The organism is Mycobacterium sp. 155 (assembly GCF_000373905.1).
In the GTDB taxonomy this organism is placed as follows: Bacteria; Actinomycetota; Actinomycetes; order Mycobacteriales; family Mycobacteriaceae; genus Mycobacterium.
The window spans coordinates 2,421,740-2,435,824 of the sequence record NZ_KB892705.1; the positions used below are offsets into that span (position 1 = coordinate 2,421,740).

Below are 14,085 nucleotides of genomic sequence, written 5' to 3' on the forward strand. Positions count from 1 at the left end.
GGATACGGGGACTTTCATGTCTGCTCGCGCAAGGAAAGGGGGCCGCTCGTGACGTTGGCCGAGCCGACCAAGGACACGCCACCGGTGGAAATGGTGACGCTGGTTATCGACGGAGACGAAATCAGCGTGCCGAAGGGCACATTGGTCATCCGCGCGGCCGAGCTGATGGGGATCCAGATTCCCCGGTTCTGCGACCATCCACTGCTGGACCCGGTGGGTGCCTGCCGCCAATGCCTGGTCGACATCGAGGGTCAGCGCAAGCCGATGGCGTCGTGCACCACGCCCGTCAGCCCTGACATGGTGGTGCACACGCAGTTCACCTCCGAGGCGGCCGACAAGGCGCAACGCGGCGTGATGGAACTGCTGTTGATCAACCATCCGCTCGACTGCCCGATCTGCGACAAGGGCGGGGAATGCCCGCTGCAGAACCAGGCCATGTCCAACGGGCGTCCCGAGACCCGGTTCACCGACGTCAAGCGCACCTACCCGAAACCCATCAATATCTCCGCACAGGTCCTGCTGGACCGTGAACGTTGCGTGCTGTGTGCCCGCTGTACCCGTTTCTCCGCCCAGATCGCCGGGGACCCGTTCATCGACCTATTGGAACGCGGTGCGCTGCAACAGGTTGGGATCGCACCGGACGAGCCGTTCCAGTCGTACTTCTCCGGCAACACCGTGCAGATCTGCCCGGTAGGGGCGCTGACCGGCGCCGCCTACCGATTCCGGGCCCGGCCGTTCGACCTGGTGTCCAGTCCCAGCGTGTGCGAGCACTGCGCGTCCGGGTGCGCCCAACGCACTGACCATCGCCGCGGGAAAGTGCTGCGCCGCTTGGCCGGTGACGATCCCGAGGTCAACGAGGAGTGGAATTGCGATAAGGGCCGTTGGGCGTTCACCTACCCGACCGTCGGTGATCGCATCACCACTCCCCTGCTTCGTGACGACACCGGCACCCTGCGGCCGGCGTCCTGGTCGGAGGCCCTCACCGTGGCCGGAGCCGGCTTGTTGGCAGCGGGCGGCAACGCTGGGGTCCTGGTGGGCGGGCGCAGCACAGTGCAGGACGCCTACGCCTACTCGAAGTTCGCACGGATGGTCTTGGGCACCAACGACATCGACTTCCGCGCCCGTGACCACTCCGCCGAGGAGGCCGACTTCCTTGCCACCGCGGTGGCCGGCCGGTCGATGACGTTGCGGTACGCCGAACTCGAGGTCGCGCCAACCGTGCTGCTGGCCGGCTTCGAGCCTGAGGAAGAATCGCCGATCGTGTTCCTGCGGCTGCGCAAAGGTGCCCGCAGACATGGGGTACGGGTGCTGTCGCTGGCACCTTTCGCTACCCGCGGTTTGGAGAAGATGTCGGGAACGCTGCTCCCCACCGTTCCCGGTACCGAAGCCGCCACGCTCGACGGCTTGACCGGCGACGCCCGGTTGCGAGAACCGGGTGCAGTCATCCTGGTCGGTGAGCGGCTCGCCGGGTCACCGGGTGCGCTGTCCGCGGCCGCGCGACTGTCCGCTGCCACCGGCGCCCGGTTGGCCTGGATTCCACGACGGGCCGGGGAACGCGGTGCCGTGGAGGCCGGCGCCCTGCCCAACCTGCTGCCGGGCGGCCGTCCCGTCGCCGACCCGCAAGCGCGCGCGCAGACCGCACAGGCCTGGCGGGCTGGGGAACTGCCGGACACACCTGGCCGCGACACGACGGCGATCCTGGCCGCGGCGGCCGATGGCCGACTCGGCGCCCTGCTGGTCGGCGGCGTCGAACTCGACGATCTGCCCGATCCGGTCCTGGCGGTGTCAGCGCTGCGCACGACACCGTTCGTGATCAGCCTGGAGCTACGGGAGAGCGCGGTGACCGAACTGGCCGACGTGGTGTTCCCGGTCGCGCCGGTGGTGGAGAAGGCCGGCGCATTCGTCAACTGGGAGGGCCGGATCCGCCCGTTCGAACCGTCATTGCGCACCAACGCGATTCCGGACCTTCGGGTACTGCACTACCTGGCCGACGAGATCGGCGTCGACCTCGGCCTGACGACCCCGGCGGCCGCGGATGCCGAGCTGGCCGCGCTGGGTTCCTGGTCGGGACCACGTCCAGACGCACCATCGGTGCCGACCGCGGCACCAGCGGATCCCCAGCCGGGGCAGGCGGTGCTGGCGAGCTGGCGCATGCTGCTCGACGCCGGGCGCCTGCAGGACGGCGAGCCGTATCTGGCCGGTACAGCACCGACGCCGGTGGCCCGGTTGTCGGCCGCCACTGCCGCTGAAATCGGTGCGGTGCATGGTGATCCGGTGACCATCCGCACCGATCGCGGTGCCGTCACCCTCCCGCTTGCCGTTACAGACATGGCCGACCGGGTGGTGTGGCTCCCGCTGCACTCCCCCGGCTCGGCGGTGTACCGGCAACTCGGCGCCGTCGCCGGGGCCGTCGTGTCGATCGGAGCCGGTTCATGACATATCCCGACCCCAACCTGTTCGGTCACGATCCATGGTGGCTGGTCCTGGCCAAGTCGCTGGGCATCTTCGTGTTCCTGTTGCTGACGGTGCTGACCGCCATCCTGGCCGAACGCAAAGTGTTGGGCCGCATGCAGTTGCGGCCCGGGCCCAATCGGGTCGGACCCTGGGGTCTGCTGCAGTCTCTCGCCGACGGCGTCAAGCTCGCGCTCAAGGAGGGCCTGACCCCGGCCGGGGTGGACAAGCCCATCTACCTGCTGGCGCCGGTGATCGCGGTGGTCCCCGCGTTCATGGCATTCGCGGTGATCCCGATGGGCGGCGCGGTGTCGGTGTTCGGGCACCGCACACCACTGCAGTTGACCGATCTGCCGGTCGCGGTGCTCTACGTGCTGGCCGTCACCTCGATCGGCGTGTACGGAATCGTGCTGGCCGGGTGGGCATCGGGGTCCACCTATCCGCTGCTGGGTGGGCTGCGGTCCAGCGCCCAGGTGATCTCCTACGAGATTGCGATGGCGCTGTCGTTCGCCACGGTGTTCCTCTACGCCGGCACCATGTCCACCTCGGGCATCGTCGCGGCCCAGGATCACACCTGGTACGTGTTCCTGCTGCTGCCGTCGTTTGTGGTGTACGTCACGTCGATGGTTGGTGAAACCAACCGTGCGCCTTTCGATCTGCCCGAGGCCGAGGGCGAGCTCGTCGGCGGCTTCCACACCGAGTACTCGTCGCTGAAATTCGCGATGTTCATGCTCGCCGAATACGTCAACATGACCACCGTCTCGGCGCTGGCCACCACTATGTTCCTCGGCGGCTGGCGTGCCCCGTTCCCGTTCAACCTGATCGACGGCGCCAACAGCGGATGGTGGCCGCTGCTGTGGTTCGTCGCCAAGGTGTGGACGTTCCTGTTTTTCTACATCTGGCTGCGCGGAACGCTGCCACGGCTGCGCTACGACCAGTTCATGGCGCTGGGCTGGAAGGTCCTGATCCCGGTGTCGCTGGTCTGGATCATGGTCGTGGCCATCACTCATAGTCTGCGCGCGCACGGCTATCAGGGCTGGGCCACCGGTCTCGTCAGCGCCGCGGTCGTCATCGTCCTCGTACTCGCCGTGGCGTTGTGGAAGTCGTTGCGGCGCAGAACCGTTCCACCGCCACTGGAGCACGGCGCCGGGGCGTACCCGGTCCCGCCACTCCCGTCCCTCAGGAAGGAGACGGCTGATGCCTAAATTCCTCGACGCGCTGGCCGGTTTCGCAGTCACATTCGGCTCGATGTTCAAGAAGACGATCACCGAAGAGTATCCGGAGAAGCCGGGGCCAGTCGCACCCCGCTATCACGGCCGCCACCAGCTCAACCGGTATCCCGATGGCCTGGAGAAGTGCATCGGCTGCGAGCTGTGCGCCTGGGCCTGCCCGGCGGACGCCATCTTCGTCGAAGGTGCCGACAACCAGCCCGGCGAACGCTTTTCACCGGGTGAGCGTTACGGGCGGGTATATCAGATCAACTATCTGCGCTGCATCGGCTGCGGGTTGTGCATCGAGGCGTGCCCGACGCGCGCGCTGACCATGACCAATAACTATGAAATGGCCGACGACAACCGCGCCGATCTCATTCTGGGCAAGGACAAACTGCTGGCCCCCTTGCAGCCCGGCATGCAGGCCCCACCGCATGAGATGGCACCGGGCAGCACCGACGACGACTACTACCTGGGCAAGATCACACCCTGTACCGAGGACGCCTAATGAGCGTCGAACTGCTCACCGCTGCGACCGACGGTATGACGACGACCTCGACGTCGGAAGCCGTCGTGTTCTGGATCCTCGGCACAGTCGCGGTGGCCGGTGCCATCGGTGTGGTGGCCGCCCCCAAGGCGGTGTACTCGGCGGTGTCCCTGGCCTCGACGATGATCGCGCTCGCGGTGCTCTACGTCGCCCAGGATGCGTTGTTCCTCGGGGTGGTTCAGGTGGTGGTCTACACCGGTGCGGTGATGATGCTGTTCCTGTTCGTACTCATGCTCATCGGTGTCGACCTGTCGGAATCAATGGTGGAAACCCTGCGCGGGCAACGGGTCGCGGCACTCGTCGCAGGGCTGGGCTTCGGGATCCTGCTGATCGCGGGCATCGGCAACGTCTCGACTGTCGGCTTCACCGGGCTCACGCAGGCCAACAGTGGCGGCAACGTGGAAGGACTGGCCGCGCTGATCTTCACCCGGTACCTGTGGGCGTTCGAGCTCACCAGTGCCCTGCTGATCACAGCTGCGCTCGGCGCCATGGTACTGGCACACCGGGAACGGTTCGAACGCCGGAAAACGCAGCGCGAATTGGCGATTGAACGCTTCCAAGCCGGTGGGCGGCCGACTCCGTTGCCCAATCCCGGTGTCTACGCACGCCACAACGCAGTCGACGTCCCGGCCCGACTGCCCGACGGCTCCGATGCCGTGCTGTCGGTCAGCGCCATCCTGCCGCAGCGCAGTATGGCGACAGATACGACAAGGGAGGGCCAGTGAACCCGCGGACGCGAGGAGTATAGATGAATCCCGCGAACTATCTGTATCTGTCGGCTCTGCTGTTCACCATTGGTGCGTCCGGAGTGTTGTTGCGGCGCAACGCCATCGTCATGTTCATGTGCGTGGAGCTGATGCTCAATGCCGCGAACCTGGCGTTCGTGACGTTCTCTCGCATGCACGGTCATCTCGACGGTCAGGTTGTGGCGTTCTTCACCATGGTGGTCGCCGCCTGCGAGGTGGTGATCGGGCTGGCCATCATCATGACCATCTTCCGCACGCGACATTCGGCCTCGGTCGATGACGCCAATCTGCTGAGACATTAAGGGCGCGATGACACTACCTGTATGGCTGCTGATCGCCCTCCCGTCCGCGGGGGCAGCGATCCTGCTGTTGGCCGGGCGACGCTCCGACCGCTGGGGTCACCTGCTGGGGTGTGCGATGTCGATCGCCGCGTTCGTCGTGGGGGCAGTGCTGTTCACCGGAATGCTCGGCCGCCACGGCGAGGACCGGGCGATTCACGAAACGTTGTTCTCCTGGGTCCCTGTCGGCGGACTGCACGTCGACTTCGGTCTACAGCTCGATCAGCTGTCGGTGTGCTTCGTGTTGCTGATCACCGGTGTCGGCTCACTGATCCACATCTACTCGATCGGGTACATGGCCGAAGATCCGGACCGGAGAAGGTTTTTCGCGTACCTGAACCTGTTCCTCGCAGCCATGCTGCTGCTGGTGTTGGCCGACAATTACCTCGGCCTGTACGCCGGGTGGGAAGGTGTGGGCCTCGCCTCCTACCTGCTCATCGGGTTCTGGTCCTACAAGCCGTCGGCGGCGACCGCCGCCAAGAAGGCATTCGTCGTCAACCGGGTCGGTGACATGGGCCTGGTGATCGCGGTGGCGATCATGTTCGCCAGCATCGGCTCGATCTCGTTCGCGGGTGTGTTCTCCGCCGCGCCGGGGGTGAGCCAGTCGACGTTGACCGCCATCGGGCTGCTGCTGTTGCTGGGGGCGTGCGGTAAGTCCGCGCAGGTGCCGCTGCAGTCCTGGCTGGGTGACGCGATGGAGGGCCCGACGCCGGTGTCGGCGCTGATCCACGCGGCCACCATGGTCACCGCAGGCGTGTACCTGATCGTGCGGTCCGGCCCGATCTTCGATCTCGCGCCGGCCGCCCAGACCGGTGTCGTCATCGTCGGCGCCGTCACGCTGCTGTTCGGCGCGATCATCGGCTGCGCCAAGGACGACATCAAGAAAGCCCTCGCAGCATCGACCATGAGCCAGATCGGCTACATGGTGCTCGCTGCCGGGCTCGGTCCGGCCGGTTATGCATTCGCCATCATGCATCTGCTGACGCACGGGTTCTTCAAGGCCGGGCTGTTCCTCGGCGCCGGTTCGGTCATGCATGCCATGAACGACGAGGTGAACATGCGCCGCTACGGCGGGCTGCGTAAGGTCCTGCCGATCACATTCGCCACGTTCGGGCTCGGTTACCTCGCGATCATCGGGGTGCCGCCACTGGCCGGGTTCTTCTCCAAGGACGGCATCATCGAAGCCGCGCTGGGGGCCGGCGGAGCGCGCGGCGTGATCCTCGGCGGGGCCACCATTCTCGGCGCGGGGATCACTGCTTTCTACATGACACGCGTGATGCTGATGACGTTCTTCGGTGAGAAACGTTGGGCTCCAGGCACTCATCCGCACGAGTCCCCGGCCGTGATGACCTGGCCCATGATCCTGTTGGCGGTGGGCTCGGTGGTCTCCGGTGGTGCCCTGGCGATCGGCGGGACGCTGTCGCACTGGCTCGAACCGGTTGTCGGCAGCCATGAGGCGGAACACGGCGTACCCGCGTGGGTGGTGACGGTCGTGGTGTTGGCGGTGGTGGCAGTGGGCATCGCGATCGCCTACCGCATGTACGCCCGCCAGCCGGTTCCGGTGGACGTCCCGGTAGGTTCGGCGCTCACAGTGGCGGCCCGCCGGGATCTGTACGGTGACGCGTTCAACGAGGCGGTGTTCATGCGGGGTGGGCAGACGTTGACCGCAGCTCTGGCGGAGGTCGACGACAAGGGTGTGGACGGGGCCGCCAACGGCCTGGCCGATCTGGTCAGTCGATCCTCCGAGCGGTTACGACAATGGCAGACGGGCTTCGCTCGGTCCTACGCGCTGTCGATGCTTGCCGGCGCGGCGCTCGTGGTGGCGGCAATTCTGGCGGTGCGACTGTGGTGAGTACCTTTCCGTGGCTCACGGTGCTCTGGGCGGTCCCGACCGTGGGCGCCATAGTCGTGATCCTGATCCCGGCCGGTCAGCGGATTCTGGCCAAATGGCTCGCGCTAGCCGTCTCGCTCGTGGCGCTCGGCGTCACGATCGTCCTCGCGGTCGGCTTCGACCCGGCCGGTAAGCAGTACCAGTTCGTCGAATCACATCCGTGGATACCGTCTTTCGGCACCGGATACATCCTCGGCGTTGACGGGATTGCGCTCGCGCTTGTGGTTCTCACCGCGGTTTTGATGCCGCTGCTGATCGTCGCCGGCTGGAACGACGCCACCGACCGGACGGGCTTGGCCGGCCGATCGGTCCAGGCGTATCTCGCACTCATGCTGGCAGTCGAGGGCATGGTGTTCATGTCGCTGGTAGCCCTGGACATCCTGCTGTTCTACGTGTTCTTCGAGGCCATGCTCATCCCGATGTACTTCCTCATCGGCGGGTATGGCGGCAGCCGGGCGCAGGCTTCCAAGGCGGCAGTGAAGTTCCTGCTGTACAACCTGTTCGGCGGATTGGTCATGCTGGCCGCGGTGATCGGGCTGTATGTGGTGACGGCGCAGAGCGACGTTTTCGGATCCGGCACCTTCGACTTCCGGGCCATTGTCGAGGCGGTCGCATCGGGCCGACTGGTGCTCAGTCCGGTGGTGGGCGGCTTCCTGTTCCTCGGCTTCATGTTCGCGTTCGCGGTCAAGGCTCCGCTGTGGCCGTTCCACCGCTGGCTGCCGGATGCCGCAGTGGAGGCCACCCCGGCCAGCGCGGTGCTGATGATGGCCATCATGGACAAGGTTGGCACGTTCGGCATGCTCCGCTACTGTCTGCCGTTGTTCCCCGACGCGGCAACCTATTTCCGTCCGTTCATCATCACGCTGGCGGTGATCGGCATCGTCTACGGCGCGGTGCTCGCGATCGGTCAGGTCGACGTAATGCGGTTGATCGCCTACACGTCGATCTCGCACTTCGGCTTCATCATCCTGGGCATCTTCGTCATGACCAGCCAGGGGCAGTCCGGGTCGACGCTCTACATGATCAACCACGGAATCTCCACGGCGGCCCTGTTCCTCATCGCCGGCTTCCTGGTGTCGCGGCGCGGCAGCCGGCTGATCGCCGCCTACGGCGGGGTGCAGAAGGTGGCGCCGGTCCTGGCCGGCACGTTCCTGGTGGCCGGGCTCGCCACCCTGTCACTGCCCGGCCTGGCGCCGTTCATCAGCGAATTCCTGGTCCTTATCGGCACATTCACCCGCTACCCGGTGCTGGCGGTATTCGCCTCGACGGCCCTCGTGCTCTCGGCGGTCTACATCCTGTGGACCTACCAGCGGATGATGACCGGTCCAGTCCGCGAGGACGACGGGGACGGCACCGCCGGTGTGCGCGGCCTCCGCGATCTCGTTCCTCGCGAACTCGCCGTGGTGGCACCGTTGATCGCCCTGCTGCTGGTGCTGGGGATCTATCCCAAACCCGCGCTCGACGTGATCAATCCGGCAGTCCAACACACCCTGACCATCATGGGCCAGACCGATCCGGTACCGAGTGCACCGCCGACCGTGGCGGAAGGGAGCCGCTGACATGGTGACACCTAGCATCGAGTACGGCTTGCTCTCACCCATGCTGATCGTCTTCGGCGTGGCGGTCGCCGGTGTCCTCGTGGAGGCCTTCGCGCCTCGGCGCAGCCGTTACCCGGTTCAGGTGACCTTGGCGCTCGGCGGGCTGGTCGCGGCACTCGCCGCGGTGGGACTGCTGGCGCGCGACCTGCACGGCAGCCCAGGGCGGTCTGCCGTGCTCGGCGCGGTCATGCTCGATCCTCCGGCGCTGTTCCAGCAGGCCACGATTGCCTTGGTCGGCATTCTCGGAATCCTGCTCGTCGCCGAACGACAGATCGGCAGCCGAACCGACGGCGACGCACGAGGTCTGGACGCTTTCACACCGCAGGCTTCCGCGGTTGCGGGCAGTGTGGCCGAGCAGTTGGCCACCCGGGCCGGCGTGATGCAGACCGAGGTGTTTCCGTTGACCATGCTGGCGATCGGCGGCATGCTGCTGTTCCCGGCTGCCAACGACTTGCTCACCATGTTCATCGCCCTGGAAGTGCTGTCGCTGCCGCTGTACCTGTTGTGCGGGCTGGCACGCCGGCGTCGGCTGCTGTCGCAGGAAGCCGCCCTGAAATATTTTCTGCTCGGCGCGTTTTCGTCGGCGTTCTTCTTGTACGGCGCGGCGATGATGTACGGCTATGCCGGGACACTGACACTGCCGGGGATCGCCGACGCGGTGGCCACGGGCAGTGGCCGTACCCCGCTGGCGCTGGTCGGCATCGGCCTGCTGCTGGTCGGACTGCTGTTCAAAGTCGGTGCGGTGCCGTTCCATTCGTGGGTACCCGATGTGTATCAGGGAGCGCCCACAGCGATCACGGCATTCATGGCGGCCGCCACCAAGATCGCCGCCTTCGGTGCCATGCTGCGGATCTTCTACGTGGCATTGCCGGAGTTGCGGGCTGACTGGCGCCCGGTGTTGTGGGCGGTGGCGATCCTGACCATGGTGATCGGCACCGTCGTCGCGGTCACCCAGGCGGACGTCAAACGCATGCTGGCCTATTCCGCCATCTCGCACACCGGCTTCATCCTCACCGGCGTGATCGCCGCGAACCCGGCTGGGGTGTCCTCGACGCTGTTCTACCTGTTCGCCTACGGTTTCAGCACGGTTGGCGCGTTCGCTGTGGTCGGCCTGGTCCGTGACGCCACGGGCGAGGAGGCGACCGCCATGTCCCGATGGGCCGGGTTGGGGCGGCGCTATCCGGTTGTCGGTGTGGTGTTTTCACTGTTTCTGCTGGCTTTCGCCGGCATCCCGCTGACCAGTGGGTTCGTCAGCAAGTTCGCGGTGTTCAAGGCGGCCGGCCAGGGTGGCGCGATACCACTGGTGGTCGTCGGCGTGATCGCCAGTGCGATCGCCGCTTACTTCTATGTACGGGTGATCGTGTTGATGTTCTTCACCGATCCTCCTGACGACGCGCCGGAGGTGGTGGTGCCGAGCGGGCCGACCATGATCGTGGTGGCCGTCACCGCAGTGGTCACCTTCGTGCTGGGCGCGCTGCCACAGCCACTGCTGGATCTGGCCAACAACGCCGAGGTGTTCCTGCGCTGATTTCCCCTGCGCGAGCAGACGCTGCGGTACCGGACACGCCGCATTTCCAGTACCGCAGCGTCTGCTCGCGCGGTTAGGGCAACAGACCCGCCTGGCGGTAAGCGGCCTCCAAGTAGTGCTTCATCTGCTTGGCGGTCGGTGGATCTGGTTGCAGCACACGGTAGGTGACGCCGCCGGCGAGCATGTCGACCAGCACTTCCAAATCAGTGTCGGGCGCGATCCGGCCGTCGGCTTTCGCGCGGCGGAGCATCGCGATGGTCAGCTCACGCCGCGGCTGGATGTAGTGCGTCCAATACGTCTGCATCAGCAGCGGGTGCGTCACCGCCGAGCCGTAGATCTGCGCGATGAGAGCACGGAATCGCGGATCGGCGGCGGTGTGGGCGGTCGCCACAAGGTTCCGCTCAACGAGTTGATGCGTTGGTACGGTATCGATCTCGTCACGGGTCGGCCAGGTGACATCGGCGACGACGAGCGCTTCGATCGCGTCGGCAACGAGCGCCTCTTTCGTCGACCACCGCCGGTACAGCGTCGGTTTGCCGACGCCGGCACGCTTGGCGATCTGCTCAATACTCATCGCAGCGATACCTTGTTCGATGAACAGATCCAGTGCCGCGGTGAGGATCGCCGTATCGACTGCGGGGTCACGGGGCCGCCCACGCCCGGCGGTCATCTGACCCGTCCGCGGACCAGCATCCGGGACAGCCAGCTGTCGAGCTGGCCGGAATCGGTGCCGCGCCAAGCGAGGTGGCCGTCGGGACGGACGAGGTATATCTCAGACCGGCCGGTCTGGCGCAGAATGGTCACGCGGTTGCCGAGATGGGCCCGGGCGATGCTGCACAACGCCGATTGAGTGTCAGGCACGACAAGCACCCAATGCCCACGCAACTGTGTGTAGAGGCGAACGGGGCTGCCATCAAGCGCCAGGTACGGCCCGTCGGGCACCCGGTCGCCAGGTCTGGGCTTGCGCGCCAACGGAAGTGATCTTTCGGCCAGTGGTCCCTTGCGGTAGCTGACCCACAACTGCGACGTCTGGTAGGTCACCCAGCGCTGCACGGCAGGCAGATTGAGGAGTGGCACAGCGATCCGGTCGCGGATGAACCGGCCGGCCGGCCGCTGCGTGATGTTCACCTTGGTGACCGCGGTGGTGCCCCGCAGAACCTCTGTCGCCAGTGGACGGCGTTCGGGCTCATAGCTGTCCAGCAACACGGCGTCGGCGACACCCTGGACCACCAGACCGAGCTTCCACGCGAGGTTCTCGGCGTCGCCGAGGCCGGTCAGCATGCCTTGGCCGCCGAAGGGAGCATGAGTGTGAGCGGCGTCGCCGGCGATCAGGACCCGGCCACGGCGGTAGGTGTCGGCCAGCCGACGATGCACGATGAACATCGACAGCCACTCGGCCGCCGTCACCTGCACGTCGCGGCCGGTTCGCTCGGGTAGCAGTCGCTGCAGTCGATGCAGGATCTCGTCGTGGTCGGGCGCGTCACCGGATAGATCGGGGTCGTAGGCGATGATGCGCCAGCTGCCACCGGGCATCGGCATGGCGCCGACCATGCCATCGGGGTGGATCCAGCCGGTGGTGCCCGACCTGTCCAGGTCCCAGTCGAGCCACACGTCGGCCAGCAGGAAACGTTCGGTCAGTTGCACGCCGGGGAATCCGATCCCGGCGCGGCGTCGTGTGGTGCTGGCGGCACCGTCGCAGCCGACCAGCCAGGCCGTCCGAGTCGTGCTTCCATCCCCGAGTGTCACCACGACGCCGGTGCCGTCCTGTCGTAGCTCGGTCAGCGGTGTCGACCACTCCACCGCACCGCCCAGCTCGGTGAGCCTGTCCCGCAGTGCCGCTTCGACCGTCGCCTGCGAGATGACCATAGGTGGTGCGGCTGAACGAATTCCAGGATCTCCGAACCGCACCCGCATGACCGGTTTATCGCCGAGATAGGTGGTGATCTGCATGGCGCGCACCGACCGTTGCGGCAAGTCATCGAGTGCACCGAGGCGGTCGAGCACCTCCGATCCGCGCGCGTGCACGAAGTTGGCCCGCGACGTGGTGGCGGGACCGCCGGCCTTGTCGACGATGCGCACCGGCACACCCTGACTCAGCAAGCCGCAGGCCACTGCCAGACCGGCCGGGCCGGCACCGGCGATCAGTACCTCACAATCGGTCATGATCCCTACTTAAATAACGAAACGGTACCGTAACTAAATTACACCGCGACGCGGTCGCCCGCCACAGTGATCATGGTTCGGTCCGGAACCCTGCCAAGGGATCGATCGGAAGCCTGAAATACGTTGCGCCGTCGGGGTAGCTTCGCGTCTGATCGACGCTAGACGCCGCGCTCGACGGGCAGCAGCCCGCGGTCCACGGCGGCCACCAACGCAGCGTGATCGGCCTCGGTCTGATCGGCGTAACGTCGGGCGAACAGGCACAGTGCCTGGTCGACCCGATCGGAGCGGCCCATGTAGCCGGCGATCATCGACGCGCCACTCGTGCGTGCGTGCCCCTTGGCGAGTAACTGCCCCACCACGCCCGCGTAGTCGGTGAGCGCAGCAGCGTCGATGGCATCCAACGGGATGGTGCCCTTCATGTTGCGGAACTGGCGCACGTAATACTGCCGGCCACCCATGCTTGTCCAGCCCAGCAGCGGATCGCTCACGGTCTGCAGTGCCTGCTGGTACTCCACCACCCGCTGCCCCTGGTGGGCGTGCCAGGCGGATTCGCCGTGCACGTAACGCGCCAGCACCGACCGGCGGGCCTGCTTGAGCTGCAGGAAAATCACGTCGTCAGCGGTCGAACCTTCGAGCAGCGCGACGTAGGCGCGCAGTCCGACACTGCCGACGCCGACCACCTTGTGCGCAACGTCCACGAGCGTGTACCCACCAAGCATGCGACGCCAGTGCGGAGCCAGGGTGGCCAAGTACTCGTCAAGCGCTTCGGCGAGCTGCTCGGCGTCCGGCTCGCATAACCGATTGATCAGCGGGGGCTCCTCTACCAGCCGGCGCACCCCATCGATCTCCTGGGTGAACCGTGGCAGGGCCCGGTCGCTCGTGCGGTTGCGGGCACGCTTGGCTGCGCGGCTCACCTCACCTTGCAGCGGCCCTTCAGCCTCAGCGGCCAGTTTGTCGGCGAGGATCCGCTGAAACGAGCGGGCAAACAGCGGCTGGTCGGCCAGCCAGCGAATCTGGCTGCGGTAGGACGCAACACAGGCCTGCACCGAGGCGCCGCACTGCTCTTCTGTGGCGCCATTGTGCCGGCCGGCAACCCAGATGCTGGCCACCAGCCGGCGCAGATCCCATTCCCAACCCCCGGGATGGGCCTCGTCGAAATCGTTGAGGTCGATGACCAGGTCCCGTTCGGGTGACGCGTAGAACCCGAAATTACCCAGGTGCGCGTCACCGCAGACGACGGGGGTGATGCCGGTGGTCGGTAGGCGCGCGACATCCTCGGCCATGACCACGGCCGAACCACGGAGAAAGCCATACGGAGAGGCGATCATGCGGCCGACCCGGATCGGTATGAGCCGATCGACGCGGCCTTGGTGGTTGATCGAGATCAATTGGACCGGATCGGGGCGACCGGCCGGTGGATCCCAGTCAGCCAGCGTGTGGCGTGGCACCCGCTTACGCAGCGCCTTGCCGATCCCGTACCGCTCAGCACGCGACACCGGCCGGTGCCGCAGCGACTGATAGGCGGTGCTGTCGGCCTCGGCCAACACAGTATGGCTGCCGTTCTTTCCCGAAGCGCTGGTCACAGGCTGATGGTACGACTTGACACCACGCG

The 14,085-nt window shown here is 66.3% G+C and carries 10 protein-coding genes and 1 pseudogene; 8 read left to right on the plus strand and 3 right to left on the minus strand.

What is annotated here, in order from left to right; genetic code table 11:
• Positions 1-48: 48 nt before the first annotated feature.
• From B133_RS0111595 to nuoN, 8 genes and pseudogenes are all read left to right on the plus strand, one after another.
• The gene (locus B133_RS0111595) at positions 49-2,436 is read left to right on the plus strand and encodes an NADH-quinone oxidoreductase subunit G (protein ID WP_018601245.1); all 2,388 of its coding nucleotides are present in this window, start codon (positions 49-51) and stop codon (positions 2,434-2,436) included.
• Positions 2,433-3,656, plus strand: coding sequence for an NADH-quinone oxidoreductase subunit NuoH (gene nuoH / locus B133_RS0111600; RefSeq protein ID WP_018601246.1), 1,224 nt, complete (start codon positions 2,433-2,435; stop codon positions 3,654-3,656). Before B133_RS0111595 ends, nuoH begins: the two co-directional genes overlap by 4 nt.
• Positions 3,631-4,170, plus strand: a pseudogene (gene nuoI, locus B133_RS0111605) (NADH-quinone oxidoreductase subunit NuoI); the annotation flags it as partial. The gene nuoH and the pseudogene nuoI, both read left to right, overlap by 26 nt.
• A complete protein-coding gene (locus B133_RS0111610; RefSeq protein ID WP_018601250.1) occupies positions 4,170-4,934 on the plus strand; it encodes an NADH-quinone oxidoreductase subunit J in 765 nt (254 codons plus the stop codon). The pseudogene nuoI and the gene B133_RS0111610, both read left to right, overlap by 1 nt.
• Before the next feature lie 23 nt (positions 4,935-4,957).
• On the plus strand, positions 4,958-5,257 hold the full coding sequence (gene nuoK, locus B133_RS0111615) for an NADH-quinone oxidoreductase subunit NuoK (protein WP_018601251.1): 300 nt from the start codon (positions 4,958-4,960) through the stop codon (positions 5,255-5,257).
• Positions 5,258-5,264: 7 nt separating this feature from the next.
• The gene (gene nuoL / locus B133_RS0111620; RefSeq protein WP_018601254.1) at positions 5,265-7,145 is read left to right on the plus strand and encodes an NADH-quinone oxidoreductase subunit L; all 1,881 of its coding nucleotides are present in this window, start codon (positions 5,265-5,267) and stop codon (positions 7,143-7,145) included.
• Complete coding sequence (locus tag B133_RS0111625) at positions 7,139-8,743, plus strand: NADH-quinone oxidoreductase subunit M (protein ID WP_018601255.1); 1,605 nt, start codon at positions 7,139-7,141, stop codon at positions 8,741-8,743. The genes nuoL and B133_RS0111625 overlap by 7 nt, the downstream gene beginning before the upstream one ends.
• A gap of 1 nt (position 8,744) precedes the next feature.
• Positions 8,745-10,310: an NADH-quinone oxidoreductase subunit NuoN gene (gene nuoN, locus B133_RS0111630; protein ID WP_026256293.1), complete on the plus strand. Its 1,566-nt coding sequence runs from the start codon at positions 8,745-8,747 to the stop codon at positions 10,308-10,310.
• 73 nt (positions 10,311-10,383) lie between these two features.
• On the opposite strand, the gene B133_RS0111635 is transcribed toward nuoN, so the two are convergent.
• From B133_RS0111635 to B133_RS0111645, 3 genes are all read right to left on the minus strand, one after another.
• Positions 10,384-10,980 carry a TetR/AcrR family transcriptional regulator gene (locus B133_RS0111635; RefSeq protein WP_018601259.1) on the minus strand — a complete coding sequence of 199 codons (597 nt, stop codon included), beginning with the start codon at positions 10,978-10,980 and terminating at the stop codon, positions 10,384-10,386.
• Positions 10,977-12,473 (minus strand): FAD-dependent monooxygenase, encoded by a 1,497-nt coding sequence (locus B133_RS0111640; protein ID WP_018601260.1) that lies wholly within the window; start codon positions 12,471-12,473, stop codon positions 10,977-10,979. The genes B133_RS0111635 and B133_RS0111640 overlap by 4 nt, the downstream gene beginning before the upstream one ends.
• 158 nt (positions 12,474-12,631) lie before the next feature.
• Entirely contained in the window at positions 12,632-14,056 is a 1,425-nt protein-coding gene (locus B133_RS0111645) for a DUF2252 domain-containing protein (RefSeq protein ID WP_026256294.1), read from the minus strand.
• Positions 14,057-14,085 lie beyond the last annotated feature (29 nt).